Here is a 26,858-nt window from a genome sequence, read left to right as displayed (position 1 = left end):
TATGCACAAACTTACCCTCACCGAACTGGCAGCCGGGCTGCGCAGCAAAGCATTCTCCAGCTTAGAACTGACTCAACATTTTCTGGACCGCACCCACCAGCACCAGAACTTGAACGCATTTATTACCGTCAGCGCCGACAGCGCCTTGCAACAGGCCCAGGCGGCCGATCAGTTACTGGCTAGCGGCAATGCTGGACCATTGGCCGGCATCCCCATCGCCCAAAAAGATATTTTCTGCACGCTAGGCACTAAAACCAGCTGCGGCTCGAAAATGCTGGATAACTTCATCGCCCCTTACGATGCCACGGTGGTTGAACACTTCAACAGGGCCGGCGCGGTGATGCTAGGCAAATTGAACATGGACGAGTTTGCGATGGGCTCGTCCAACGAAAACAGTTTCTACGGCCCGGTGCGCAACCCTTGGGCGACCGATTGCGTCCCCGGCGGTTCGTCCGGCGGCTCGGCGGCGGCAGTCGCGGCGCGTCTGGCGCCTGCGGTGACCGGCACAGACACCGGCGGCTCGATTCGCCAGCCGGCAGCGCTGTGCGGTATCACCGGATTGAAACCGACTTACGGCCGCGTGTCGCGTTACGGCATGATCGCCTACGCTTCCAGCCTGGATCAAGGCGGCCCGATGGCGCGTAGCGCCGAAGACGCGGCTTTACTTTTGCAGGTGATGGCCGGCTTCGATCCCAAAGATTCGACCAGCGTCGATCAACCCGTACCTGACTATAGCGCCAGCCTGAACGATAGTTTACAAGGCCTGAAAATCGGTCTGCCGAAACAGTTTTTCAGCACAGGGCTGAATAGCCAAATGGCCGCCACCATCCACGCCGCGGTTGCCGAATATCAAAAACTGGGCGCGGAAGTCAAAGAAGTGGACATGCCGAATCTGCAGTTGGCAATCCCTGCTTATTACGTGATCGCTTCCGCCGAATGCTCGTCCAACCTATCGCGCTACGACGGCGTGCGCTTCGGTTACCGTTGCCAAAATCCCGCCGACTTGACCGACCTTTACACTCGCTCGCGTGGAGAAGCCTTCGGTGCCGAAGTCAAGCGGCGGATTTTGATGGGCACCTATGCGCTGTCGGCCGGTTATTACGATGCTTATTACTTAAAAGCCCAGCAAGTGCGCCGCCTGATCAGCGACGACTTCAAACGCGCTTTGAGCGAAGTCGACGTACTAATGGGCCCGGTCACGCCAAGCACGGCATTCAAAATCGGCGAAAAAACCAGCGATCCGATTCAGATGTATCTGGAAGATATTTACACCATTGCCATCAACTTGGCGGGTTTGCCGGCGATGTCGATTCCGGCCGGATTCATGGACGGCAAACCTGTGGGCTTACACGTGATAGGCAATTATTTCAGCGAAGCCAAGTTGCTGAATGTCGGCCACCGCTACCAGCAAGTCACCGATTGGCACCTGCAAGCACCAAAGGGTTTTGAATAACGGAGATTAGTCATGGCTAAGATCACCGAATTGTCGCAGTTGGATATGGATGGCACATACAGCTATGCCGATTATTTGACTTGGCGGCTTGAAGAATCCGTCGAGCTGATTAAAGGCAAGATCATGGCGATGTCGCCCGCGCCCAACCGCAAGCATCAGTGCATCTCCGGCAACTTGTTCCTGTATTTGGGAAACTATTTCAAGCGCAAACCCTGCGAAGTGTTTGTCGCACCATTTGACGTAAAGCTTTACGACCGCCGTAAATCGCTACTCAAAAATGGCGAAGCCTTCAGCGTCGTCCAACCCGACCTATGCGTGATTTGCGACAAAGACAAACTCACCGAACAAGGCTGCGACGGCGCGCCGGACTGGATCATTGAAGTCTTGTCGCCCGGTAACAGCCGCAAAGAAGTGCGCCTGAAATACGACTTATACGAAGAAAGCGGCGTAAGAGAATACTGGCTGGTATTTCCCTACGAACAAATCGTGCAGCAATTCGTGCTGGACGAGCAGGATAAATATCAATTGCGCGGCTTATATCCGGGCAACGAAATCGCCGCTCCGCATTTATTCCCCGACCTGCAAATCGACCTGAACGACGTTTTTGCCGAATAAGCTTTAAAGGAACCACGAATGAACTCACAATGGGAAGCCGTCATCGGCCTGGAAATCCACACCCAACTGTCTACAAAATCGAAAATCTTCTCCGGCGCCGCCACTGCCTATGGTGCGGAACCCAATACCCAGGCCTGCGCGGTCGATTTGGGCTTGCCGGGAGTTTTGCCCGTATTGAATAAAGACGCCGTGCGCAAAGCTGTAACCTTCGGTTTGGCCATCGACGCCGAGATTGCCCCGCATTCGGTGTTCGCCCGCAAAAACTATTTTTATCCGGACTTACCGAAAGGCTACCAAATCAGCCAGTTCGAACTGCCTATCGTCGGCAATGGCCATCTGGACATCGAAGTCGATGGTGTCAGCAAACGCATCGGCATCACCCGCGCCCATCTTGAAGAAGACGCCGGCAAATCCTTGCACGAAGACTTCCACGGCCTGACCGGCATCGACTTGAACCGCGCCGGGACCCCATTGTTGGAAATCGTTTCCGAACCGGATATGCGTTCGGCCAAGGAAGCAGTCGCTTACATGCGCAAGCTGCACGAACTGGTCCGCTACCTGGAAATCTGCGACGGCAACATGCCGGAAGGCTCGTTCCGCTGCGACGCCAACGTCTCGGTGCGCCCCAAAGGCCAAGCTGAATTTGGCACCCGCGCCGAAATCAAGAACATCAACTCCTTCAAGTTCGTCGAAAAAGCCATCAATCACGAAATCGAGCGGCAAATCGATGTCATCGAAGGCGGCGGCAAAGTGGTTCAGGAAACCCGCCTCTACGACGCCAACAAAGACGAAACCCGTTCGATGCGCAGCAAGGAAGAAGCCAACGACTACCGCTATTTCCCCGATCCGGACTTGTTGCCGGTATTGATCGAAGAGTCGCTGAAAGACGAAATCCGCGCCACGCTACCGGAGCTGCCGGATGCCAAAAAACAGCGTTTCATCGAGCAATACGCCCTGGATAACGAAAGCGCTACCACCTTGACGTCGTCGCGCGAATTGGCCGACTTTTACGAAACAGTCGTCAAAGCCTCCGGCGGCGAAGCCAAGCTGGCCGGCAACTGGCTGACCGGCGACGTATTGGGCGCATTGAACAAAGCCGGATTGGAAATCGGCGACTGTCCGGTCAATGCCGAGCGCCTGGCCGGCCTGCTCAAACGCATTGCCGACAACACCATCTCAGGTAAAACCGCCAAACAGGTATTCGATAAGCTCTGGAACAGCACCGACAGTGCCGACGAAATCATCGAAAAAGAAGGCTTGAAGCAGATCACCGACAGCGGTGCGATAGAAGCCATCGTCGATAAAGTGATCGCCGCCAATCCGGTGCCGGTCGAGCAATATCGGGCCGGCAAGGACAAAGCGTTGATGGCTCTGGTCGGGCAAATCATGAAAGAAACCCAAGGCAAGGCCAATCCAGGTGAAGTGAACAAGATGTTGATTGCCAAGCTGAAAAGCTAAGGACTCAAGGGTGGCCGGAAAAATTTCGGTCTCCCGCGTTCAAGCCGATCATGCTTCGACAGACTCAGCACGAACGGCTTGACGACAGAAGGCAGGGCTTCCGGAACAGCCTACCGGACAGCCGAAATTGTTAAATCACGACCTTGGAACCCTATCGGCTGGCAGATACAAAATTTCCGGCAGTACCAATTCCCAATGCTCGCAACGCAGACTTTCGGTATTGCCGGCGGTTTTATGCCTTACCGAAATGGCGACAACCCGCACCGCCACTATCCTGCCTGCTGGCGGCGCAAAAGCCTTGGCCATCCGCGTGACGGCCATGCCGCTTAAATCCGCCAGTTCCCAGCCGCTTTGCCCATCGCTTCTAGCTCGCAATATCAACTCGCTACCAACCTCCAATGCCGCTATCGCCCGATGAATAGGCTTGTCCGGCGCGAAATATCCCGGCCATGACAGCACAATTTGCTCCAAATCGGCCAGCCAAGTACTTTGCCCCAATGCTTGAAATCCGCGATTGAATTGCGGCTGGGTTTTAACGCAAAGCGCTTCGCAGTCTCGGATAAAAGCATGCCGCCCACCCTGTTTGGCGCAAACAGTCAGGGTTTTGCGAGCGCGGGTCATCGCCACATAAAACAGCCGCCGCTCGTCATCGCTGCTCTGCTGCCAGCCGCCGCCGTCCAGAATCAGCACATGATCAAACTCCAAACCCTTGGCGCGATGCGCCGTCAATAACAGCAGCGGCGCATGCCGACTGTCGTTTGCGCCGGACTGGCTACCGGAACCGAATTCGTAAAGCGCTTCGACAAGATTGCTGACCACCTGCTGACAACCCGGAGCGACCGCCTCGGAGGCAATGATGAATTGCGCCAGCATGGCTCGATAAGGATGTTCGATCAGCTCATCGACAGATTGCCGGTAGCGGCGCTTAAACCAGCGCGACAAGGTTCCGTAGCGCAGCAAGACTCTAGATTTACCGGACTTGCGCCGCGGCTTGTTCAACAAAGCCAGTAAGCTGTGGCCTTCCCTTGTGCCGTGCAAATTCAGCAAAGCACTGTCACGCAGCAGCCTCACCGGGGCCCCTTGTAGACGACATAATTCGCCCAGCGGCTCCAATGTTTCCCAATGCCTGGCGATCACTGCAAACCGGCCCCAATGGCTGGTTTGGCCCGAGTTTGCCAAATGATTCAGCCGCACCAGCTCGGCCAACGCCACTTCGACTTCGCCGTGGAGAGGCGCCGGCGTTTCCAGGATATGTACCCGGCCTTGTGTCAAACTATCCAATTCGGCAAACTCGCCGCCCTCCGCTGCCTCGCGGCGCGCATAATTGACTTGGATGGCGTGCTGCGTTTTCATCCGCTCGCGAGCCGGCGCAATCACCCGGTTTGCACAATGGATGATCTGCGCGGTGGAGCGATAGTTTTCAATCAGATAGTAGGTTTTGGCTTGATAGTCCGTGGCAAATTGCTTGATGAAGCGTACATTGGCCCCGTCAAATGCGTAAATATTTTGGTCATCGTCACCCACTGCCAATAGCGATAGTTTGTCTTCCTCGCTGTTGATGGCTCTGCCGGCCAGCGCGCTGATCAACGCGTAATGCTCGGCGTTGATGTCCTGATATTCATCCACCAGCAAATAGCGCAAACCGGATAGCAAGCGGTCGCGTTGGATGCCCGGCCCCAACTCGTCGCCCTGCTCCGCTTGCTGCAATAAAGCCGTGGCGGATTTAAATACCGCCTTAAAGTCGACTTGTTCGCCATGCTCGGCGGCTACCGCATAACTGGTGCCGGTCAGCCGCATCGCCAGACTGTGTAGGGTTTGCACGGTCACCCCGGCGGCATCGGCGCCGATTAAGGCCCACAAACGCTTGCGGATTTCAACGGCCGCCGAACGGTTATAGCTCAATACCATAATATCTTCCGGCAACACCATGCACTCGCGCAGTAACCAGGCGACCCGATGCACAATCACCTTGGTCTTGCCGGAGCCGGGGCCGGCCAATACCAATTGGCTGCCTTCCGGCGGCGCGGCGACGATGGCCTGTTGCTCGGGGTTTTGCAGGTCGGTGAGGATGCGCCGATGCGCGGCTTCGGTGGTCGCCATTTCCAGAATATCCTGGCGACCAGCAAAATAGCGGCGCACGAATTCGTGCCTGTCCATGCCAAAGTAATCGACGATAAACGCCATCGCCGCCTGAATCTTGCCCAGCGCCAGCCGGGCGTATTCGGCCATCACATGCACCTGGATAATCTTGTCCTTGTAATGCAAAGCCAGTTCGGCGTAGTCGGACTTTTTAAACTGCCGGCGCCGGGCCTCGGCATTCAGTTGGATACTCATCGCCGCGCGAAACACCGCCTTACCGCGCGCCAGATGCAGCACTTCGTTGCTGTCCAGATAAATCAGCGCCGCCGCCAAGGCCAGTTGCCAATCGCGCACATCCAGATCCTGCAAGGTCAGATCGGCTTGCAAAGCCGCTTCCAAATCGCCTTGCTTACAGGTAACCAGCAGATTATTGCCTTGGCGTTTTGCTAGAAAGTAATTCAGCAGCGCCTGAGCCAAACGCATGCGCTTATGGCGGATGGTGTCGATGTCCTGCCAGCTACGTAGCAATTTGAGATAGCGATTGTCCTGACCGGCCGGACGTAAGGCAAAAAAGCCACGCAGACCATTCCCATCGCCAAAGGCTTCGGCAAACGATTTCATCAAGCGGGTCAATTTGTCCGGCGTCAATTCCACGCCGGAGTCGCGGCGCAAGCTGTCGCATAGCCGCCGCACATTCAAAATCTGCCATTGCTCGCGATCCGCATCCGGCGCGGCCTCGCGCAAACTGGCAATCAAGGCGTCTTCCAGCTTACGCAAGTCTTCCAGCCTGACGGCGGTATCGGGGTCGCGGTACAAGGTCACGCCGATTTCGGTATCGTTGGATACCAGTTTAAAACGATCCAAGTCCCGCAACATGCTCTGCACTTCGTGGGAATTGCGTCCCGTGGCCAGCATCAAATCGTCGGTGCTGATGCCTTCGTCATCTTCGCTATAAAACAATTGCGACAGCAGCACGATGTACGGCTCGATGCCGGCGTTCGGCCCCAGTTTTTTCTGCAGCAAGACTCGGGCTTCATCGATACTGGCCACCTGCAAACTGCCCGGAAATACCCGGGTATGATTTTCCTGGCGCTCCAGCAAACGCGCCTCTTCCAGCCAGGCCACGGCGATGCGGACCTTGGTGTCGGCATCGGCGGCGTCGGGGTCGATGCCATGCTTGTCCGGAATTTCCAACAAAATTTCGCCGCTGGTGACCACCACTGAACCTTCGCTGCGATCCTTGCGCTCGATCCCGCGCAAGGCTTTTAGAATGGCGGAAATGTCATGTTGCGTCAGCCTGGAATTGCGCAACAGCCGAAACTGCACATCCAGATCAGCATCGTCGTACAACAACACACAGCGCGCCAAGTCTTGATCGCGCCCTGCCCGGCCGGCTTCCTGCAAATAGTTTTCCAATGAGCCCGGCGTATCCAAATGAATCACCAAGCGCACGTCGGCTTTATCCACACCCATACCAAAGGCATTGGTGGCGGCGATCACCCGCAGTTCGCCGGCGATAAAAGCTTCCTGCACCTGGCGCTTTTGCTCGGGCTGCATGCCGCCGTGAAAGTAGCCGCAATCCAGGCCGGCCTGTTTCAAAAATTCGGCCATTTCTTCCACGGTCTTCTGCCGGGCGCAAAACACAATGGCGCCGCCGGCGTCGCGCAAGCTTTGCTCCAACAAGCGCAGCACTTCCGGATATTTGGCTTGGGCCGGCACCGCATGCACTTCGTACTGCAAGTTTTCCCGGCTGACGCCACCGGTCAAACACGCCAGCGTATAACCTAAGCGCTTGCGAAAATGCTCGACAATATCCTCTATCACGTCTGGCTTGGCGGTCGCGGTAAAACAAAACACCGGCGACGGCTTGTCTTTTTGCCGGGCCTTGATAAAGCGCGACACGTACAAATAATCCGGACGAAAATCATGGCCCCATTTGGACAGGCAATGCGCCTCGTCGAACACCCAGGCGCCGACTTCCCGATGCAGCAAGGCCTTGGCAAATGCGCTACTGCGAAATTGTTCCGGCGCGACAAAGATCAAACCCAAATCGCCCAGCCGCAACTTATCCAGCATCACCTGCCGCTCCATGGGATTGAGCAGACTGTTGATGTAGCCGGCGCAGGTGATGCCGCGCGCTTCCAGGTTATCCACCTGATCCTTCATCAAGGATTGCAGCGGCGAGATGATCACCGTCAAGCTGCCGTTGCGATAAAATCGTGCCAGCGCCGGCAGTTGATAACACAAGGATTTGCCGCCGCCGGTCGGCAGAATCGCCAGGGTCGGCGTACCGGCAAAGCCGTGTTCGACGATGACTTGCTGTAAGGACCGACCATCCTCAGTAGTCGGCGTCGGTCTGAACTGGAAGATGCCCGGAAAATAACGCGGCAGCAGTTGCGACAGATCGTGCTGTTCACTGCACCAATCACATTCGGCGTCACCGCACGGCACATCGCGCAACATCGCGATCAACTCACGGGTTTTCGGGAACGACAAACTCACCCAAGGCGGCAGTACGGAATTGCCGCCCGAAACCCGCAACCAGGCCAGTACGTAAGCCAGCGGCTTGTGCCAATCCGGCTCCGGCAAATAGTCGTTGACGATGTGTTGCTGTCCGACACGGCACACCTTGCCGTCAGTGGCCCGCAGCCAGGCGGCTTGCGCATCGATTAACGACGGCCTTAGCGCAGCGCGCAAGGTCGCGAAGAAATTCGCTACGCCCTTGCCGTTTTCCGGCGCCAATAAAAAATGCAGGCACAACGCCTCGTCAGGATGTTCAGCCACCCGCTGGCGCAAGGCGTCGGCCTGATCCAAAAACAGCTCATAAGCCAGTTCCGCGTCGCGGACCGGGTCGTTGCGGGTGGTGGTGCAGAGTTTGTAGTCCTTCACCAGGCGGTGATAAGGATTCTGCGGAAAGGCCACCGGCGACAGCTCCAGCGTATCGACCAAAGGCAAGCGGTGCAAAGCAAGATCGGGATGCAACACGGATAAAGCCGGCTGATCGAAGGCAATCACGTTATGCCCCAACACAAACGCCGCGCCTTCGCTGATGTGATCCAGCTTTTGTGTCAGATCGGCAGCCTTGCCGGATAAACGCAAGCGGGCATCGGTGTCCGGTCGATACGCGCCAATCTCCCGCAGCTTTAGGCTATCCTGCCGGGCGGTTTCAATGTCGATGCACAGGCATTTGGCTCGGATTCTGTCGGGTAGTTGAGCCATTTTGCCTGGGAGTGGAGATGGACTTGGATGTTTAGGTTAGCGGCGACTGAAATGACCTTGCGCTATTCGGCCAACCCGCTAGACCAAGCTAGTGAGACCGGAGGCAGCGGGACTTAACCATAGCGCAACAAACGGGTCTTGCCTAGGTTAGCTTAGCGAAGCACGCTGGCATTCTGCCTTTTCCGGGATTTTTGCCTAAAAAAGTGGCATGGACTGTTTAATTTATTACCCCGACCCTTAAGCCGTCATTCACGCGGAAGCGGGAGCGACGATATTCAAGCATCAAACAATTTCGAAATGACACCTCTTATTTTGTACTACAGCCTCCCTAAAGGTAAATTGCCTCCATCGAAGGCGTGGTTCTTAGTCTCGCCGGTTAGGCAACCCCGTGCTTCAAAACCAGCGAAGCCATTAAAAATACCAAGCTCACCAACACGATGGCGAAAGACTGATTGCTACTGCGTCTGGCACTTGCAAGCTGGTTTTGCAGGGCATGGTTTGTAATCACTTCCCCCTGATCGTAAAGCGCAAAAATACTGTTCAATGTCCCCGTTGCGGTGTCAAAGAAAGCCGCCGGATCAATCGCCGGCTTATCCACGCTCAACAATTTTTGCTCGATATGACTAATAAAACCGGTGATGTGCACATGAACCGCTGCCGAAGCCTGTTGAAAGCTGCTATCGGCAACCATGGACATGTTAGCGTTACCCATGCCGGCTTCAACCCGCTCGATGGCCTGACGGATACGGGTAATCAGAAAACCCAGCTTGATCCTATCGGTGATCCGGCAGCGCCCGGCCGCCGCCATGCCGGTACCGATAGCCCGCGCTTGACCTATCGCCTCCGCGGTATCCGGCAATAGATGCCATAGAATTTCTATAAAGCTGAACGGACAAATACTTTCCTGATGTAATTGGCTATGCTCCGCTATATCTCTAATTAAATTGAGAATAGTGCCGGCCAATGAACAGTGCCGTTCAAAACTTGCTTCCTTGGTCAAATGCAGCGCCGAAGGGTGTAGTTGTTTCCAGGCTTCGCGAATGCCAACGAACGACTGAAACGATTCCGGCGACCGCTTGAACTGCCCGGATAGCTGATCGAGCTGCCGATCAATATCGGATTGCAAGACCGTGATTTTGTATTTAAAGCTCACATCGCCGTTCAAATAAGCGCTCACCATGCCGCGATGTTGTTGTATCTGCGTCAATAGGTTTGTCAAGGCGCCGGTCATTTCCAGGTAATGCAGTTGCCCACGTAGATGCTCAAGGCGCGTCCGGCGATTTTTGTAGCACATAAATGCAGCAGCACTGGTGATCACCGCCGCCAATAAAAACAATACACAAACATAATCGGGCACGTCTAATTCCCCTTTTATTGGTTAATGAGCAACGATTTGCGCCAATTTAGCCAGATGCCTGGCTATTTCAGCTGATTCCTGGGCCGCATTGCTGTTTTGTTCAACGCTGTGGGCAATCGTCTCGATGTTGCGGCCGATCTCCTGGCTTACCTGGGTTTGCTGTTCGGCGCTGGTTGCTATCATCGTGACGTTATTCAAGGCTTGATCCGCATACTGCCGAATCTCGGCCAGCGATTGCTCAACTTGGAAAGCTTTGTTAATGCCTTGTTCCGTTTGGTCCCGAGTGGCGGCGATGGATTGGACGGCTAGATGAATTTTTTCCCGGACGGCTTCAGTGGTACCGGTTATTTCCTCAGCAGACTGTCGCACCCGTTTTGCCAGCGAGCGTACTTCGTCGGCTACCACGGCAAAGCCGCGACCGTATTCTCCGGCTCGCGCCGCTTCTATCGCCGCATTCAGAGCCAGGAGATTGGTCTGATCGGAAATGGCTTTAATCACTTCCGAGATACTGGCAACCTGCTGGGAATGCAATTCCAGATTCTGCATCAATTGAGCCAGGTCCTGAATCTCGCCAAACAGCGCGTTCATATCGGCGATAAAGCTTTCAATGGCGCGATGGCCTTGCTGGGAAAGCTGCTGCGTGGTCGACGATATTTTTTCGGCATCCCGGCATTGCCCCGCCACGCCCATGATACTGGCCGACATTTGTTCAATCGCCGCCGCCATCATCGTGGTTCTTTCGCGTTGGTTATCGAGTTTTTCGGCAACGAAACCGGCACCCTGGTTGAGCTGGTCGGCGGCATAAGTCACTTCTTGAATAGACGCATGCACATCGCCTATGCGCCGGCCCAGGGCTTTGGCGGCTTCGTTAAAACCGCTATACAACTGCGACAGCTCGTCCTGACCGGTAAGCTGTAGACGCATATTAAAGTTGCCAAGCTCTAACTGCCTATGTGCGCCGATCAATGCCGCAATCGCACCCGATAGGGACGAATATAATGCTGACAACACCAGTATCCAAGCCAGATTCGCGGATACAATCACCAACCATTGCGGCCCGGAAATTGACACGCCCGCATCGACGAACATAGCCAAGGGCAGCACGCTGGCCAACACAATTAGCGTCAATATCAGCGCAAATTTATTTTTTAGCTTGAAGCGACCGAGAAACGAGTTAACCAGCAATACGGACATTTTGATGCGCCTTCAGTTTAGACATGCCGATCTACCAGCAATTTTCTCGCCAGCAAAATTGTCCGATACCTCCTAAGCCAAATAAGGGTGCGACGCACCAAAAGGACGAACTTCCCGTTGGAGTTCACAAAAATACGCACCAAGTTGACTCAAACCCAAGAGCGAATTAATTAGTACCCGATGCAGAAACCAACAGGCAATAAAAAAGCCCAACTGAGACCAGTTGGGCTTTGATAATTTGGTGGGTGGGGACTATTTTATTAAGCTCTGCAGGCATTGTTTTACATAAAAATTATAAGAACCGCATTTCTTCATGCCCCCAATATTGAAGATTACTATTACTCTTTCCAATTTTCAGCAGACAACGGTAATTCATTCAACTCGGCTCGCGCTTCCTGCCAATTAGGGTAATAACCACTCAAAATGGTTAGGAAGCGCTCATTATGGGTAGGCTCCAATAAATGCACCATTTCGTGCAAAACGACATAATCCAACAAGTGCTTAGGCTTTTTGACCAATTCGGTGTTTAAACGGATATTACGCGCTCGCGGATTGCAACTGCCCCATTTAGTTTTCATACGTTGCAAAAAATAGTGCGCCACTTCGACCCCCAGTTTTACTTGCCATTTGGCAATCAATGGTGGGATGGCTTGATGCAACAATACCTTGTGCCATTCGTGAATCAACTCGGCACGATTTTCTAAAGCACTGTCTGCCGGTAGGTACAGCGTAATACGCCGATGATCGACCTTCACAAACGGCTTGCCGCCGCGCTCGATGATGGTCAACAAATGCCGCCGTCCCCAAAGATAGTGGGTCTCGCGCTCGACAAACTGCCTGGGGGTCTCTCTGGCCTGATTACGCAGCTTGGCCTGTTGATCGCATATCCATCCCAACTTTGAAATCGCGTAAGCCCTGGCCACTTCCAAACGGGTTTCCAGCGGCGCGGCCAACGTGACGCGGCCTTCCGGCGGATGCACAGACAAATGTACGTTCTTGATCGCCTTTCGAGTCACCTCGATAACAATCTCACCCAGTTCGATGGTTTCAGTCATCAGTAGCCTGGCTGATTCTTAATGATCTCGAACAAGGCCAAAGTGGCTTCCTTATTCTTGTTCAGCAACAGAAACAAAAAATTCAAAATCACACTTTCCTTAGCTTGGTCTCCTTTCCAGCCCGCCGGCGCTTGTTCGCGCATGGCATGATCAATTTTTAGCGCCAGTTGCGCACGCTCATCGCTATAGTCGGTCGTGGGTTCATGCACCTGTGACGTCGGCGTGGCTTCGGGCATCAAATCGGCCAGATTGTTGTAGATGACGATGGCCTCGTGCTTGCCATGCAAAATGGCGGGAATGCCGGCCTCGGGTTGTTTGGCCGCCAAGCGATTGACCAACTCCTCAGCCTTGCGCAAAAACGCCTCATAAGCGGCAGTATCCGCCTGACTTTGCTTGATCAGATCGTCTAGCAGCTTGGACATCTGCGCGTAGAACCTGGGGTCGGTGAGCTGGTCGCGAATGATGGTCTTGCGAACGTTGTTGATAATCCCCTCGGCGATAGCGTTCTTCGACAGCTTGCCTTTCTGGTTCAGCTTGCGGGCAATGGCGTCGTGGATACCGGTCTCGATGATCAGCTCGGTCAGCGACATTTCACCCAGTTCCCCTAATTCCGCCGCCGGGTCGGCCTGGATGTAAGTGTTGATCAGGTGGCGCATGTCAGCCTCGTAAGGCTTAATGTCCAGCTCTTCACCCGAGTGCTTCTTGATGGCGGCCCGAATCTCGGCGTAGAACTCTACTGCCTTTTTCAATGCCTCGGCCTCAGCCTCGGAATAACCCGCCTCGGTCAGTTCCTGGGCGATGTCGGCGTAGGCACGGGCAAAGATCGCCACCGCCTTGTAGAACGTCACTCGCAATGCTTCGGTTTCGCTTAGCGCGTCGGGGTTGGCGGCATCGCCGCAGAAATAATGCAGGTACTGTTCGACTTCTCGCGGCGGCAGTACCGGTTCGCACAGGTAGTGCAGTGCTTGACGGGCATCGTCCAGTTGCCTCTTGCCTTCTTCCAGCCAGTTTTTCAGGCGCACGTTGTTTTCGGCCTCGCTACTGCCCTGGTCGATGTCCAGTTCGTCGGAACTGTACACCGCGATGGCTTGTTGCACGTCACCAAAGAGTTTTTTGAAGTCGACGATGTGGCCGTAGTCCTTGTCGTCGCCATCCAGCCGATTGGTGCGGCAGATCGCCTGGAATAGGTTGTGGTCGCGCAATTCGTTGTCGAGATAGATGTAGGTGCAGCTGGGTGCATCGAAGCCGGTCAGCAGCTTGCTAACCACGATCAGCAATTTAAGATTGGCCGGCTCGTCGATGAAGCGGCGCTTCATCTCCGTTTCGTATTTCTCGGTGGTCGGAAAATCCTTCAATACCAACTGACTATAGGTATCAAACTTATAGCGTTCATCGCTGTTGGCGGGTTCTTTCGAGATGGCATTGGCATTCGGTTCGTACGACGTAATGATGCCGCAGTAGGGGCCGAAGTGGGTATTTCTGAACAGCCTGAAATAATGACAAGCATCGTAAATGGAGGCGGCCACCAAAATAGCGGTGCCGCGGTCGTTGTTCAAACGCGGTTTGAGGGCGAAATCGGAGATGATTTCGGCGACCACCTCGCGTTTACGACCCTCGGCGCTCATCAATTCTTCCATCGTCGCCCAGCGTTTACGCAACGCCGCCTTCTGAAAGTTGTTGAGATTTTGGGTTTTCCGCTCGAACCATTCGTCGATTTTTTTCTGCGAGGTCAGCCTTTCGGGCACGTCGCGGGCCTCGTATTTCAAATCCAGCACTACTCTGTCGGCCACCGCCTGATGGAACTTGTAGGTATGGATGTAGGTGCCGAATACATCGTGCGTCATCTGCTTGTCCTTGCGCAGCAGCGGCGTACCGGTGAAGCCGATGAAGATCGCGCTTTCCAGCCAGCGCTTCATCTGCTTGTTCATGTCGCCGCCCTGAGTGCGGTGGCATTCGTCCACAAACACATAAAAGCGCCCTACCACCTTCGGCGGCGCGCCTTTCAGATCGGACACGTCGAACTTATGGATCAACGCGCACAGCAAACGTGGCGTAGTCTCGGCCAGCTTATTGACGAAATCGGCCCGCGAGGTGATGCGCGGCGACGCTGAGTTTTCGCCAATCACCCCGGCATTGCGCATCACGCCGACAATCTGCTTGTCCAGCTCGTCGCGGTCGGTGACCACCAATATCCGCGCCTCGGGATCGTGTTCCAGCAACCACTTGGCGATCAGCACCATCAAAATGCTCTTGCCGCTACCCTGGGTATGCCAGATGACGCCGCCCTCGCGCTTGGCGATGCGCTCCTGCGCTGCCTTGACGCCGAAAAACTGGTGCTGGCGCGGCACCTTTTTTTGGCCGGCGTCGAAGATGATGAAGTTGCGAAGCAAATCCAGCAGCCTGGCCTTGCCGCACAACTGCGCCAGAGGTCGATCCAGCAATGCGCCGGCAAGCGGCGCGGTGCCCGCTTCGGCAGGCGTTTGATCCTTCCACTCCACGAAGAATTGTTCGGGTGTGCCGGTGGTGCCATAACGCAGCCCTTGCGCATCGCTGCCGGCCAAGACTATCTGCACCGTGCTGAAAAAGCCTTGATTGAAAATGGCATCCTGATTGGTGATGAGCTGGCGTATGCCGTCCGCCACATCCACCGAACTGCGCTTTAACTCGATCACCGCGATGGCGATACCGTTGATATACAGCACAATGTCCGGCCGCCGCTCATAACCGCCTTTCAGCGTCACTTCCTCGGCCAGCGCAAAGTCGTTTCGCTCGGGACGCTCCCAATCGATCAAATGCACCGTCTCGTGCGCCTGACCGGCGGCGATTTGCACCGGAATGCCGTAGCGCAATAACTGATAGGTGCGAAGATTGGCTTGATAAAGCGTGATGCCGCTGACGTCGGCAGCAGTGTCCAGTTTTTGCAAAGCAGCACTGATGTGGGCGGCGGAATAGCCGCGTGCCATCAGGTTATCGCGAAGCAGTGGGGTTTCGATAGGGCGATTGTTCTGGCGTTTACTCCATTCGCCAAGATAGCGGTAACCCAGGCAATTGAGCGGTGACGGATCGGTGAACAGACTGACGATTCGGTTTTGAGTGTTACGTTCGGAGCGGGTGTTTTGATCCATTATTCCTTTATCTCCCAATGCCCACCTTTTTGCGGGCCCACATAGCGCAAACGCTCTTGCTCTCGAAGTTTGCGAGCGGCGCGTTCCACAGCGCTGGTCGATTTACCCAAACGAACAGCAACCTCCGCCAGGGTTAAAGTCGGCTGCTCCCGCAGCAGGGCTAAAATCTGTTCTGGAGTTTTCACCGGCGTTTTAACCAGCGTTTTAACCGGCGTTTCGCTGGTGATCGCTTGTTGCAGAGCTTCGCCGATCGCATCAAGCATAAACAGGATGAAAGCACTGCAATCGGTGGCTTGATCGGCCTCGCCCAGCACACGGTAGTAATCATCCTGCCGGCTTTTAATCACCGTCTCGACCGGCAAATAAGCCAAAATCGATTGCCAACGGCTCAGTATCAGCGTTTGCCACAAGCGGCCCATGCGTCCATTACCGTCGCTAAAAGGATGAATAAATTCCAGTTCATAATGCAAAGCGGACGAAGCAATCAGCGGATGGGCATCGCTGTGAGCCAGCCAATCCAGTAGATCATTCATCAGGCGGGTTAACTGACTGGGTGGCGGCGCCATATGCACCAGTCGCTGACCTTGATAAATGCCGACTCCACCTTCACGCAAACAGCCTGCGTCGTCGGCCAAGCCTCGCAACAACAAGCCATGGGCGGCTAACAGATCATCCAGCCTATCCGGGCGCCAATCGGGAAGCGCCTCATAGGCGGCAAAGGCATTCTTCACCTCCTGAATTTCTCGCGGCAATCCCAGCACGGCTTTACCGGCCAGCACGGCCGTCACCTGTTCCACCGACAGTGTGTTCTGTTCTATAGCCAGCGATGCTTGAATGGTGCGAATACGGTTCCCCCGCCGCAGTTGCGGCGCCAACGTGTCCCGGCCTGCCTGTTTCCAGCGCCCCAGTAACTCGGCGATCTCCGCCACTTTGGCAAGCATGGTATGACTGAGCTGGAACGGAGGCTGATAGCTACTCATACTAACGGTAGTATATCGGCCTACGGCTACCTGACCCATTCGGCCCGGCGAACATCCTTAGCCGCGGCGTTGCCGAAGTCATTTTTGCAGACGCCGCAAGCGCTGGCCGGGCTTGACGGGAATGGGCTTGGGCAATGACTTCACTACCCGGCGCGAGCCATCCGGCGAGGATTCGATCAATTGTCCATCCACCGCTTCCAGCACCGAACAACCGGCGGCCAGTGTCTGGTAATAAGCCTGTTTGATGGCGCCCTCGGCCAATTCCGGAATAAAGACTTCCTGAAACCGCAAGCTGTCTTCGTCAAGTACGTTCATCGAGAGCTCCATGGGTAAAAAAGGATTTAGCAGGCATGATCATAGGAGCCTGGTCTTGCCGGTGAGCAGTTCCTGCATCATGCCCTGTTTGAGGGCGCGGGTTTTGTCGCGGCGGGCTTCCAATGCGGCGAGTTCGGCGTCCATGTCGGAGAGTACGGCGGCGATGGCGGTTTGTTCTTCCGTGTCCGGAGCAAGAAACTCGAATCCGACAAAGTCCTTCTGGTAAAGATGGACGATGGTGGAACCCGCCGTAATCATCGCAAGAAAGTCATCAAATATTTGGGAAGCCAGAACATAGAAAAGAAACAATGGCACGAACGCCTCTTGCACTGGCCTGATTACAAAAACACCACTATTCAAGGTAGCAGGCCCAGGTAGGCCATCAACATAGCCAACTTTTCCTATCGTGCCGTCCTTGGTTAAAAGAACATCACAATTCTTCAATTGAATATTACGGTCTTGGTTATAACGCCATTCATCAACATAATGACAAGTAGCCCAGTTTACACGTCCATCAACGAAATCAGTCCCAGTAACCAAGAAATGAGTGCCATTTTTAAGATACTCCTCAGTAGTAAGCGCTTGCCATCCAATACGTGCATTCAACTTTGCATGCTTCGCCACATTAATCTTTGACCACTCCCCACTAAACCCCGGCAAGCGGGTTTGGCCGGTGAGGAGTTGTTGCATGGCGGCATGTTTGAGGTCGCGCTTCTTGGCGATCAGCCGCTCTAGCCCGTCCAGCAGCGCATCCACATCGCTCAACGCCGCCGCGATGGCGCGTTGTTCGGGGAGAGGTGGAAACGCGACAGATGTTCCTTTGACGATGTTCCCGTTTAAATTTTCTTGGCCGCCGGTATTGCTGGAATTACGGATGGCCTCATACCGGCTTGTTAAGAAATGGAGCACAAACTCCGGCAAAACACCAGCATGAAGCGCGATTGAGGCACATGCTTGGTTTGTCGCTGCCGGAATACCTAGAACACCAACTTTTCCACGAGTTTTGCCTTGACCGTAAAGAGCCATCAACAATGTACCGGTGGGAAGCAACTTCGCAGCCGAGTTCTTGAGGCCTTCTTCAGTAATGAATTGATCGGCCTCTGTGATGACGCCGAAATCGATTTGAGATGTGGTGACCCATGGAATTGAGCCACCCCAATACGCTGGTTTCTCGCGACTGGGTGTTCCACCGGAACCAACATCCGCGAAATCACCGACATGCTTGATATCCCAATCCACCGGAATAACCCCCACCTCCGTCATCTTGTAACCCGGCTTAATCAAAGCCGCCTTACCAGCTTGCAAGCGATATGCCGCGCTGGCTTCGTTGACCGCCGATTGCGAGTTATCGGAACAACCATGTTGTTTACTCATCGGCTTCCGCCTCCCGCAAGCTCAGTAGTAGGGTGGATAAGCGAACGCGCATCCACCGCAGGCTTCAATGACTCGGTGGATGCGCTTTGCTTATCCACCCTACGGGAGGATTCGTCATACCGCGCTTCCTTGTCGATCCGCAAGCCATAAGCCGCGCTAGCTTCGTTGACCGCCTCGGCATGGTTTGTTGGTTGATTACTCATTGGGTTGCATTTTCCACGGCATCGTTGAACCGTTGAACCTTGGGCAAGTAGTAGTAGGGTGGATAAGCGCCAGCGCATCCACCGGACCTCGGCAAATAATGGTGGATGCGCTGGCGCTTATCCACCCTACGTTGGGTGCTTTTGCGGTCATTCGTGCTCCATGTCGCTGATGTGGTTTGGCGGCGTGGCACCCCAATCGGCATCGTACCAACCTTTTTTGACGGCACCGGCAAACGATGACCACGGCCAATCGCTGGGGCGCTGCGCTAATCCGTGTTTGACCGGGTTGTAATGAATGTAATCCACGTGGCGCCGCCAATCGTCCGCATCGCGAATCGTATGCTCCCAAAACCGCCGTTGCCAGACCAATCGCTCGTTTCTGGCATTGGTGGTGGTATCGATTTGGCGGGAAAAGGCTTTTTTGATTTCGCGCCAACGACCGGAATAATCCGCGTCGTCATCCGGCAACCGCCAAATACAATGCAGGTGATCCGGTAAAATGACCATTGCGTCGATTTGAAACGGGCGGCTTGCCTTGACTTTACGCAAGGCCTCTCGAAACAGCGAAACCCGCGCATCATCGATAAAAACCGGCTTGCGCCGCCAAGTGACGACGGTAAAGAAATAACAAGCGCCCGGAATCCGGATGCGTTGGTAATCGCTCATGTTGCCGGTGTAGGAATATCGGCGGATGCGCTAGCGCTTATCCACCCTACGTTATGCTCATTCATGGCCATACCACGCCCATTTTTTTGAGGTGTTCTGCCACGCGAACGGCCAGGGCCGCCGCCTCGTCTTCCAGTTGAGGCAGCGGTGTGGCGTAGCGTTCGGCCAATTGCCGGATGCGGCCGGTCAAGGTTTGCGAGACTCTATCCAGTTCGCCCTGCACGGCTGCGGACAGGTGCGCCATCCACTTGTCGTCGATCACCAGCGTTTTGATTTCGGCTTCGCTCAGCGTCGGGTATTTTTCATAGGCCTTTTGGTCGAGCACGGCTTCGGCTTCCTTGATCTGTTTTTTTAACCCGCTGATCTGGTTGCCCAGTTCCAGCCACTGTTTCAATACTTTTAATTCGTCGGCGCCATCCGGGTCTTTGCCTAGCTCTTTGATCCGATCTTTAACGGCGGCGGCATTGATGTTGTCGTAACCGGAAAAGATGGCGTCTTCGCCGTTGTGCTCTTCTTCCAATTCGGTTTGGCTAGCGGTCGCCGTTTCCAGTTCGGCCTGTTTGGCCTCTATCGCGGCCTGCTCCTCGGCAAAGTAGCGAGCGACGATATAGGGCTTGGGGATCAAATCGCAGACCCAACCCTTGTCCTTGGTTTTGCCTTTCTTGTCGGTTTCGACGATGCGGGTCGGCTGGGCGACCCAGCCGTCGGCGGAGATCAGGTAGCAATCGTCCTGCATGGTCTCGGCCCAGTAATCCATCAGGTGCTGGTAGATGTCGTAAGCATCCAGCAGCGGCGCGGGCTTGAAGGTGTTCAGCAAGTCTTCGGCGATGGTTTCGATCAAGGCCTTGGGGTGGCTGTCTTTGCCAAAGCCGGTCAGCAGCGGCGTGGTGGCGTGGAGCCAGCCTTGAAAGCGTTCAGTCGCTTGGGCGTTGAAGGCGGTGAATTCGGCGTGGCCGAAGATGGCGGGTTTGACTTCGGCCAGCGGCAACGTTAATTGCGCGTAACCGGGTCGCTCCCTCTCCTGCTGGAGAGGGTTGGGGTGAGGAGAATCAGAATAAAGTAAGACATTGATTTCTGTCCCCTCACCCTGCCCTCTCCCGAAGGGAGAGGGTTGGTTACTTTGTTTGGCGGCGCTTTCCTCAAGGCGAGGGGAGAAAAGAGCGGCGCGCACGCCGGGCAGCACTCGCCAGTAGTCGGCCAGCGCGTCCAGGTCGCGTTCGGGGATGCCACCGTTGAGGTGGCCGTTGATGTCCTGAATGTCTTCCGGCTCGCTGCTGTCGATGTAGCGCGGCAAATTCAGGTTGAAGTCGTTTTTGGGATCGGCGATTTCATCGAACGGCACCATCCGGGCATAGCGCGGCACGTCGGCTTGCTTGCTGAAGGTGTCGACGATCTTGTGGATGTCCTGCTCGCGCAGCCGGTTTTTGTTGCCGTCTTTGATAAAGCCCTTGGCGGCGTCGAGCATGAACACGCCTTTGCGGGCAGTTGCGTTTTCCTTGTCTATCACCAAAATACAGGCCGGAATGCCGGTGCCGTAAAACAGGTTGGCGGGCAGGCCGATAATGCCTTTCAGATAGCCGGAGCGCACCAGTTGCTGACGGATCACCGCTTCGGCATTGCCGCGAAACAACACGCCGTGCGGCAAAATACAGGCGGCTTTGCCGTTGGCTTTCAGGCTGCGGATGATGTGCAGTAGATAGGCGTAGTCGCCTTGTTTGGCCGGCGGCTCGCCCCAAACAAAGCGCTGGTAAGCATCGTCGCCCGGCGTCAGGCCGGTGCTCCAGGTCTTGTCGGAAAACGGCGGATTGGCGACCACGTAATCGTAAGTGCGCAGGTTTTCGCCGTCTTTGAACTTGGGCGAGGCCAGCGTGTTGCCGGACAGGATGGTGGCGGTCGGGAAGTCGTGCAGGATCATGTTCATCCGCGCCAAACCGGCAGTGGTGACGTCTTTTTCCTGGCCTTCGAGGGTAATATGTTTGCCGGCTTCGGCGGCGACTTTTAGCAGCAAGGAGCCGGAGCCGCAAGTCGGGTCGTAAGCCGTCGTCGAGCCTTTGGCGTTTTCCGGCGAAATGCCGATCACCTTAGCGATGATACGGCTGACTTCCGACGGCGTATAAAACTGGCCTTTGCTCTTGCCGCTTTCGGTGGCGAAGTGGCGCATCAGGTATTCGTAAGCGTCGCCGAGAATGTCGTCGTGCTCGGCGCGGTTTTTGGAGAAATCCAGCTCGGGCTTTTGGAAGATACTGATCAGGTTGGAGAGCTTCTCCACCATGTCCTTGCCTTCGCCGAGTTTGTTGGGATCGTTGAAGTCGGGAAAGTCGCTTTTCGACAAGCGGGCGTTGGCGTTGACCAAGGGGCCGATAATCTGGGTGTTGATCTTGTCGCCGATGTCACTCTTGCATTTGAGGGCGATCATGTCCTTGAAGCTGGCGCCGGGCGGAATCACCACCGGCGGCGCGAAGTCGTCGCTGTCGGCGTATTTGTCGGTGATGTATTTGATGAACAGCATGAACAGCACGTAGTCCTTGTACTGACTGGCGTCCATGCCGCCACGCAATTGGTCGCACGAGGCCCATAGGGAGGAATAGAGGTCGGATTTTTTGATGGCCATTGATGAGTATTTATAACTACTATGGTTTGCTCATTAGCTTTAAAGCAAAGCACCAAGATTTAGGAAGCACGATTGTTTTTCCATAAATAAGCTACTTGTCTCAAGCTTGCTTGCCCGATCATGTGGCTCTGTTAGTGACCTCAATATTGGATTAGAAAAATCCAGCAAGATAAAAATTTCTTTAACCCATAAAAAACGGGGCCTTAGCCCCGTTCTTAATCTTAGGTGGTGGAGGTGGGGGGAATTGAACCCCCGTCCGCAAGCACTCCGCCACAAGCTCTACATGCTTATCCCGCGCTTTTAATTTAACTGTTGACTACCCGTCGGGCCAAGAGGATCAACAGCGATTTCGATTGGATTTAGCGATTCAGGCTCCGAACTAAGCCCTGGCGCGATCTTATGTAATATGATCCCTGAGCGCCTCTCGAAAGAGACTCCAGACGCATAAGTACATCTGGTCAGAGAAGTGGTGCAGGTTTTAAGCTGCTAAGGCCACTGAGTAGTTTTCGTCGTTTGCGAATACTTGTTTTCAGTAGGTTTTACGAGCTGTACTGTGCTCGGCATGCACCTGAGGTTTTGCTACCCACGTCGAAGCCATGTCACCCCCAAGAAGTTATATCTTATCAAATCGATAAAATAATTGTCATTAAGATGGGTTTGAAATCAACGATTTCAAGTTCTTCCGAAAAATAACCGCAGGGCAAAGCCTCTTGTTTTTAGACCAGCGCACCTCCATTTTTTCAGGCATCTTCGATTGATAGGTTTTATTTAAGATTGTCGCTCTCCAGGCAATCCGCTATAAAACCGTTATTAACCTGGGCCTTGAGCTGCGTTCGCCTAGAGTTCGTCGGAAGGCACCCCAACCGTGGGCTTCGACAAGTTCTGCCAGAACAGTATGTCTGCGGTAAATTAGGAACGGGCAACAGTTAGATTTAGCTTGTTCAACGTCGGTCACAGGAGGCATGACGTGCAATACAAAGACTATTATCAGATTCTCGGCGTCAATCGCGACGCCGTGCTGGCGGACATCAAAAAAGCCTACCGCAAACTGGCGCGCAAGTATCACCCGGACATTTCCAAGGAAGCGGATGCCGAGTCGCACATGAAAGAGATCAACGAAGCCTACGCGGTGCTCTCTGATACGGAAAAGCGCGCGGCTTACGATCAATTGGGACGTGGCTATCGGCCCGGCCAGGAGTTTCATCCCCCACCCAATTGGGATGCCGGCTTCGAATTTTCCAGCACCGACACGGCCGATTTCGGCGACTTTTTCAGTCAATTATTCGGCAAAATGGGTGCTGGCCGTGCGCGCGGCGGGCCATTCGAAAGCCAAGCCGACTTCCATACCCAAGGCGAGGATCATCACGCCAAAGTGCTGCTGGATATAATCGACGCTTTTAACGGCGCGGCCCGGCAAATCAGCTTGCGCGTGCCGCGCATGGATGCCGGCGGTCATGTAATTTTGGACACCCGCACCTTGAATGTGAAAATCCCCAAGGGTGTGTACGAGGGCCAAATCATTCGTTTAGCCGGCCAGGGCGCACCAGGCATGGGTAACGGCAAATCGGGCGACTTGCTGCTGGAGGTGCATTTCAATCCGCATCCGCGTTTGCGGGTGGACGGCAGCAATCTGCATATGAGCTTGCCGGTCACACCTTGGGAAGCGGCGCTGGGGGCGATGGTGCCGGTGAATTTATTCGATACCGGCCTAAAAGTGCGCATCCCGGAGGGCACGCAAAGCGGCCAGCAACTGCGACTGCGCGGCAAGGGCATCCCAAGCGCGACGCCCGGCGATTTGCTGTTGGATATTCAGGTGGTATTGCCGCCGGCCAACACGACCAAAGCCAAAGAACTTTACGAAACCATGGCGCGCGAACTGGCTTTCGACCCGCGCACGAACCACAGGAGCTAAAGCATGTCATCAGCCGAGACTTTGATCGACGCCGTTCTGGAAGACAGCGGCCTGACTTTGCAGCAACTGGCGGCCATCTGCGCAGTAGAGCCGGAATGGATAACCCGGCATATAGAAGAAGGCTGGCTCAATCCGCTGCCGCAGCAGCAAAGCGAATGGCGTTTTTCCAGCGCACATCTGGTGCGGGTGCGGCGCATCGTTAGTCTGGAGCGCAATTTCGAAGCATTGCCGGAGCTGGCTGCACTGGTCGCGGACATGCAGGAAGAGATCGACGACTTACGCCGCCGTTTACGCCGGGCCGGTCTGGAGTAATGTATGCAAAGCATCGAATGGCATCGCCATAGCTGGCTTAACCGACTGCAAACACTGCTGTTAATGTTGGCGCTACTGGCAATCTGTAGCTTGGCCGGCAGCCTGTTGTTTGGCGAAGAAGGCATCTGGATTGCGTTGGCGACCGGCGTATTTGCGCTGATCTTCGAACCGGCGACGGCCTGGCGCTTGACGCTAAGTCTTTACCGAGCTAGGCCAATTTCTCCACAAGAAGCACCGGCACTGTGGCAAATGTTGCAAGTGCTAACGGAGCGCGCCGAACTGTCTAGCGTCCCGGCGCCATTTTACATTCCCAGCCCGCTCATCAATGCCTTTGCAGTCGGCAGCCGCCGACAGTCGGCGATTGCGTTGACCGACGGATTGTTCAAGCAGCTAAACTCACGGGAGCTAGCCGGGGTATTGGCACATGAAATGGCCCATATCGCCAATAACGATTTGCGGGTGATGGGCTTGGCCGATGCGATTAGCCGAATTACCGCTTTATTCGCCGCCACCGGACAGTTGTTTTTGTTGCTGTCCATCCCTTTGCTGCTGTTCGGCGAAATCAGCTTTCAAATCAATTGGCCGGGCTTGTTGCTGCTATTGTTTTCGCCGCATTTGGCGTTGCTGATGCAATTGGGCTTATCGCGCATCCGCGAATACGATGCCGACCTGAATGCTGCGGCGCTGACCGGAGACCCCTTGGGTTTGGCGACAGCCTTGGCGCATATCGAACAAGTCAGTGGCGGCTGGAAGTCGATACTGCTACCGGGCTGGGGCAATCCCGAGCCTTCTTGGCTGCGCACTCATCCGCCCACCGCTGAACGGGTACGCCGCCTGCAAGCCTTGAGCCCCAGCCGGCCGCAAACCCTTTGGCACGAGCCGTTTATCGCGCCGAGTTACGGTAACCGGGTGATTGTTCGGCCAGTTCGTTGGCGCATCGGCGGTTTGTGGCGATAGTTGGTAAATTTTACGGGCGAATCAATTCGCCGATACTTATATTCGAGAACACAATATGAGCGAATCCCTACATTTAGTCTGCCCACATTGCCAAGCGGTAAACCGCCTGCCGGCGGCCCGTCTGTCGCAAAGCCCAAAATGTGGACAATGCCACCAAGCCTTATTCAGCGGCCATCCTTTGGCTTTGACTGCGAAAAGCTTTGAAATACATCTGGCACGCAACGATATTCCACTCCTGGTGGATTTTTGGGCAGACTGGTGTGGACCGTGCAAAATGATGGCGCCGGCTTTTGCCCAAGCCGCGCAGGTTTTGGAACCACGGATTCGGTTGGGTAAAGTCGACACCGAAGCGGAGCAACAGCTCAGCGCCCGTTACAACATTCGCAGTATTCCGACGCTGATTTTATTTAAGAGCGGCCAAGAGTTGGCCAGACAGTCCGGCGCCTTGAGCGCACCGGACATCGTGCGCTGGGTGAATAGCCAGCTATAAGGGTTTTCGGATGTGCTATCGAGGCAGTCAATGCCCAAGCATTTTCAGTAGCGGTGGTAGTGATATGGAGAACTTTTGCCTGGCGACATCACCAATCACGCCGGTATAACTGCGCTGTAGATACAAATCCACACCGCACACCCGAGCGATCATTGAGCAGCGGCCGCTAAGCGCAAACTGCTCGCCCTGTAGGCGATAAATTAATGGTACACAGTCGTTGCGCAGTATCGGCCCGGCGACGATCAAATCAATTCGCTGATCGAACATCTCGTATTCAAGACTTTCCGGCAACAGCGCCAGCTCCGCCAGCAACACCTTGTCGTCATCGCCGATAGAGCCGTAAATACTGCAACGACACTGGCGCAAATCCATCCGTAGCAAGTCGGCCAGTTTTGGCGCATTCAGCCGACCGGACTGCTGCCCGGCCAACTTTTCCAGTCCGTGTATCTGTCTCATAAGCTTTGCCGATAGCGTCGATGGGGGTTTGCCTTTAAAATAGCGGGCTTACACTCCACAGCAAACATGGCCGTGCGCCCCGGATAATTGATGACCGATTATAAATTAACCCATCTGAAACAGCTCGAAGCAGAAAGCATCCATATCATTCGCGAAGTGGCAGCGGAATTTGAAAAGCCGGTCATGCTGTATTCCATCGGCAAGGACTCCGCGGTCATGCTGCATCTGACCCGCAAAGCCTTCTTCCCCGGCAAACCGCCCTTCCCCTTATTGCATGTCGATACCACCTGGAAATTCCGGGAAATGATCGAGTTTCGTAACAACATGGCGAAAGATCTGGGTTGGGATTTAATCGTGCATATCAACGAAGAAGGCGTCGCCCAAGGCATAGGCCCGTTCACGCACGGCAGTAAAAAACATACTGACGTGATGAAAACCGACGGTTTGAAACAAGCCTTGAACAAATACCAGTTCGACGCAGCCTTCGGCGGCGCCCGCCGCGACGAGGAAAAATCCCGCGCCAAAGAACGTGTCTATTCATTCCGCGATAAGAACCACCGTTGGGACCCAAAAAATCAACGTCCAGAACTCTGGAACATTTATAACGGCAAAGTCGATAAAGGTGAGTCTATCCGCGTGTTCCCGCTATCCAACTGGACAGAACTGGACATTTGGCAATATATCCATCTGGAGAATATCCCCATCGTGCCTTTGTATTTTGCCAAAGAGCGGCCAGTGGTCGAGAAAGACGGCATGCTGATCATGGTCGACGACGAGCGCATGCCGATTGGCCCGGACGACAAGGTGGAAATGAAAATGGTACGTTTCCGCACCCTGGGTTGCTACCCCTTGACCGGCGCGGTTGAATCGACTGCAACCACGTTGCCGGAAATCATCCAGGAAATGCTGCTGACTACCACCTCTGAACGCCAAGGCCGTTTGATCGACCACGATCAGGCTGGCTCCATGGAACAAAAGAAACGCGAAGGTTACTTCTGAACGCTTGTACCGTTAGCGAATGAGGAAA

The 26,858-nt window shown here is 54.8% G+C and carries 20 protein-coding genes and 1 other RNA gene; 8 read left to right on the top strand and 13 right to left on the bottom strand.

Annotation, left to right across the window (positions count from 1 at the left end):
* The first annotated feature begins 1 nt into the window (after position 1).
* Genes gatA through gatB form a run of 3 tightly spaced genes read left to right on the top strand, consistent with a single transcriptional unit; the run spans position 2 to position 3,526 of the window.
* A complete protein-coding gene (gatA, locus tag CWO84_RS06185) occupies positions 2-1,453 on the top strand; it encodes an Asp-tRNA(Asn)/Glu-tRNA(Gln) amidotransferase subunit GatA (protein WP_101052069.1) in 1,452 nt (483 codons plus the stop codon).
* Between the two features lie 12 nt (positions 1,454-1,465).
* A complete protein-coding gene (locus CWO84_RS06180; protein ID WP_033156052.1) occupies positions 1,466-2,068 on the top strand; it encodes a Uma2 family endonuclease in 603 nt (200 codons plus the stop codon).
* An 18-nt stretch (positions 2,069-2,086) separates the two neighbouring features.
* Entirely contained in the window at positions 2,087-3,526 is a 1,440-nt protein-coding gene (gene gatB / locus CWO84_RS06175) for an Asp-tRNA(Asn)/Glu-tRNA(Gln) amidotransferase subunit GatB (protein WP_101052068.1), read from the top strand.
* Between the two features lie 135 nt (positions 3,527-3,661).
* Here gatB and CWO84_RS06170 read toward each other — a convergent pair whose 3' ends face one another.
* The 12 genes from CWO84_RS06170 to ssrA all read right to left on the bottom strand — a co-directional run bounded on the left by CWO84_RS06170 (position 3,662) and on the right by ssrA (position 22,311).
* On the bottom strand, positions 3,662-8,824 hold the full coding sequence (locus tag CWO84_RS06170) for a RecQ family ATP-dependent DNA helicase (RefSeq protein ID WP_101052067.1): 5,163 nt from the start codon (positions 8,822-8,824) through the stop codon (positions 3,662-3,664).
* A gap of 376 nt (positions 8,825-9,200) precedes the next feature.
* Positions 9,201-10,181: a nitrate- and nitrite sensing domain-containing protein gene (locus tag CWO84_RS06165; protein ID WP_101052066.1), complete on the bottom strand. Its 981-nt coding sequence runs from the start codon at positions 10,179-10,181 to the stop codon at positions 9,201-9,203.
* A gap of 21 nt (positions 10,182-10,202) precedes the next feature.
* Complete coding sequence (locus CWO84_RS06160; protein ID WP_101052065.1) at positions 10,203-11,375, bottom strand: methyl-accepting chemotaxis protein; 1,173 nt, start codon at positions 11,373-11,375, stop codon at positions 10,203-10,205.
* 338 nt (positions 11,376-11,713) lie between these two features.
* A complete protein-coding gene (locus CWO84_RS06155; RefSeq protein ID WP_101052064.1) occupies positions 11,714-12,430 on the bottom strand; it encodes a SprT family zinc-dependent metalloprotease in 717 nt (238 codons plus the stop codon).
* Entirely contained in the window at positions 12,430-15,555 is a 3,126-nt protein-coding gene (locus tag CWO84_RS06150; RefSeq protein WP_101052063.1) for an HsdR family type I site-specific deoxyribonuclease, read from the bottom strand. Before CWO84_RS06150 ends, CWO84_RS06155 begins: the two co-directional genes overlap by 1 nt.
* Positions 15,555-16,535 carry a Fic family protein gene (locus tag CWO84_RS06145; protein WP_033156045.1) on the bottom strand — a complete coding sequence of 327 codons (981 nt, stop codon included), beginning with the start codon at positions 16,533-16,535 and terminating at the stop codon, positions 15,555-15,557. Before CWO84_RS06145 ends, CWO84_RS06150 begins: the two co-directional genes overlap by 1 nt.
* Positions 16,536-16,613: 78 nt before the next feature.
* The gene (locus CWO84_RS06140) at positions 16,614-16,850 is read right to left on the bottom strand and encodes a hypothetical protein (RefSeq protein WP_033156044.1); all 237 of its coding nucleotides are present in this window, start codon (positions 16,848-16,850) and stop codon (positions 16,614-16,616) included.
* Positions 16,851-16,889: 39 nt separating this feature from the next.
* Positions 16,890-18,224 carry a restriction endonuclease subunit S gene (locus CWO84_RS06135; RefSeq protein ID WP_101052062.1) on the bottom strand — a complete coding sequence of 445 codons (1,335 nt, stop codon included), beginning with the start codon at positions 18,222-18,224 and terminating at the stop codon, positions 16,890-16,892.
* A complete protein-coding gene (locus tag CWO84_RS06130; RefSeq protein ID WP_101052061.1) occupies positions 18,221-18,427 on the bottom strand; it encodes a hypothetical protein in 207 nt (68 codons plus the stop codon). Before CWO84_RS06130 ends, CWO84_RS06135 begins: the two co-directional genes overlap by 4 nt.
* Positions 18,428-18,574: 147 nt before the next feature.
* Positions 18,575-19,093 (bottom strand): transposase, encoded by a 519-nt coding sequence (locus CWO84_RS06125; RefSeq protein ID WP_033156042.1) that lies wholly within the window; start codon positions 19,091-19,093, stop codon positions 18,575-18,577.
* 61 nt (positions 19,094-19,154) lie between these two features.
* Entirely contained in the window at positions 19,155-21,704 is a 2,550-nt protein-coding gene (locus tag CWO84_RS06120) for a class I SAM-dependent DNA methyltransferase (protein ID WP_101052060.1), read from the bottom strand.
* Positions 21,705-21,930: 226 nt separating this feature from the next.
* Positions 21,931-22,311: a transfer-messenger RNA gene (ssrA, locus tag CWO84_RS06115) on the bottom strand.
* A gap of 360 nt (positions 22,312-22,671) precedes the next feature.
* Here ssrA and CWO84_RS06110 point away from each other — a divergent pair.
* Genes CWO84_RS06110 through trxC form a run of 4 tightly spaced genes read left to right on the top strand, consistent with a single transcriptional unit; the run spans position 22,672 to position 25,375 of the window.
* Positions 22,672-23,616 carry a DnaJ C-terminal domain-containing protein gene (locus tag CWO84_RS06110; protein ID WP_033156040.1) on the top strand — a complete coding sequence of 315 codons (945 nt, stop codon included), beginning with the start codon at positions 22,672-22,674 and terminating at the stop codon, positions 23,614-23,616.
* A 3-nt stretch (positions 23,617-23,619) separates the two neighbouring features.
* Entirely contained in the window at positions 23,620-23,928 is a 309-nt protein-coding gene (locus tag CWO84_RS06105) for a chaperone modulator CbpM (protein ID WP_033156039.1), read from the top strand.
* A 3-nt stretch (positions 23,929-23,931) separates the two neighbouring features.
* The gene (locus CWO84_RS06100) at positions 23,932-24,885 is read left to right on the top strand and encodes a zinc metalloprotease HtpX (RefSeq protein ID WP_033156038.1); all 954 of its coding nucleotides are present in this window, start codon (positions 23,932-23,934) and stop codon (positions 24,883-24,885) included.
* A gap of 55 nt (positions 24,886-24,940) precedes the next feature.
* Entirely contained in the window at positions 24,941-25,375 is a 435-nt protein-coding gene (gene trxC / locus CWO84_RS06095) for a thioredoxin TrxC (RefSeq protein ID WP_033156037.1), read from the top strand.
* A gap of 27 nt (positions 25,376-25,402) precedes the next feature.
* On the opposite strand, the gene CWO84_RS06090 is transcribed toward trxC, so the two are convergent.
* Positions 25,403-25,831: a hypothetical protein gene (locus CWO84_RS06090; RefSeq protein WP_101052059.1), complete on the bottom strand. Its 429-nt coding sequence runs from the start codon at positions 25,829-25,831 to the stop codon at positions 25,403-25,405.
* 90 nt (positions 25,832-25,921) lie between these two features.
* Here CWO84_RS06090 and cysD point away from each other — a divergent pair, with 90 nt between their 5' ends.
* Positions 25,922-26,830 (top strand): sulfate adenylyltransferase subunit CysD, encoded by a 909-nt coding sequence (gene cysD / locus CWO84_RS06085; protein ID WP_101052058.1) that lies wholly within the window; start codon positions 25,922-25,924, stop codon positions 26,828-26,830.
* The last annotated feature ends 28 nt before the right edge of the window (positions 26,831-26,858 follow it).

The sequence above is a fragment of the Methylomonas sp. Kb3 genome, from assembly GCF_002834115.1.
GTDB lineage: Bacteria > Pseudomonadota > Gammaproteobacteria > Methylococcales > Methylomonadaceae > Methylomonas > Methylomonas defluvii.
This window is presented reverse-complemented; position numbering and strand designations above follow the sequence as displayed.

What these genes read in the sequence shown, in the direction of transcription:
- trxC (WP_033156037.1), top strand. Translation starts at nt 24,941, where the DNA reads ATGAGCGAATCCCTACATTTAGTCTGCCCACATTGCCAAGCGGTAAAC.
- CWO84_RS06140 (WP_033156044.1), bottom strand. Translation starts at nt 16,850, where the DNA reads ATGAACGTACTTGACGAAGACAGCTTGCGGTTTCAGGAAGTCTTTATT.
- CWO84_RS06170 (WP_101052067.1), bottom strand. Translation starts at nt 8,824, where the DNA reads ATGGCTCAACTACCCGACAGAATCCGAGCCAAATGCCTGTGCATCGAC.
- gatA (WP_101052069.1), top strand. Translation starts at nt 2, where the DNA reads ATGCACAAACTTACCCTCACCGAACTGGCAGCCGGGCTGCGCAGCAAA.
- CWO84_RS06090 (WP_101052059.1), bottom strand. Translation starts at nt 25,831, where the DNA reads ATGAGACAGATACACGGACTGGAAAAGTTGGCCGGGCAGCAGTCCGGT.
- gatB (WP_101052068.1), top strand. Translation starts at nt 2,087, where the DNA reads ATGAACTCACAATGGGAAGCCGTCATCGGCCTGGAAATCCACACCCAA.
- CWO84_RS06130 (WP_101052061.1), bottom strand. Translation starts at nt 18,427, where the DNA reads ATGAGTAATCAACCAACAAACCATGCCGAGGCGGTCAACGAAGCTAGC.
- CWO84_RS06155 (WP_101052064.1), bottom strand. Translation starts at nt 12,430, where the DNA reads ATGACTGAAACCATCGAACTGGGTGAGATTGTTATCGAGGTGACTCGA.
- CWO84_RS06135 (WP_101052062.1), bottom strand. Translation starts at nt 18,224, where the DNA reads ATGAGTAAACAACATGGTTGTTCCGATAACTCGCAATCGGCGGTCAAC.
- CWO84_RS06125 (WP_033156042.1), bottom strand. Translation starts at nt 19,093, where the DNA reads ATGAGCGATTACCAACGCATCCGGATTCCGGGCGCTTGTTATTTCTTT.
- CWO84_RS06100 (WP_033156038.1), top strand. Translation starts at nt 23,932, where the DNA reads ATGCAAAGCATCGAATGGCATCGCCATAGCTGGCTTAACCGACTGCAA.
- CWO84_RS06120 (WP_101052060.1), bottom strand. Translation starts at nt 21,704, where the DNA reads ATGGCCATCAAAAAATCCGACCTCTATTCCTCCCTATGGGCCTCGTGC.
- CWO84_RS06145 (WP_033156045.1), bottom strand. Translation starts at nt 16,535, where the DNA reads ATGAGTAGCTATCAGCCTCCGTTCCAGCTCAGTCATACCATGCTTGCC.
- CWO84_RS06105 (WP_033156039.1), top strand. Translation starts at nt 23,620, where the DNA reads ATGTCATCAGCCGAGACTTTGATCGACGCCGTTCTGGAAGACAGCGGC.
- CWO84_RS06160 (WP_101052065.1), bottom strand. Translation starts at nt 11,375, where the DNA reads ATGTCCGTATTGCTGGTTAACTCGTTTCTCGGTCGCTTCAAGCTAAAA.
- CWO84_RS06180 (WP_033156052.1), top strand. Translation starts at nt 1,466, where the DNA reads ATGGCTAAGATCACCGAATTGTCGCAGTTGGATATGGATGGCACATAC.
- CWO84_RS06150 (WP_101052063.1), bottom strand. Translation starts at nt 15,555, where the DNA reads ATGGATCAAAACACCCGCTCCGAACGTAACACTCAAAACCGAATCGTC.
- cysD (WP_101052058.1), top strand. Translation starts at nt 25,922, where the DNA reads ATGACCGATTATAAATTAACCCATCTGAAACAGCTCGAAGCAGAAAGC.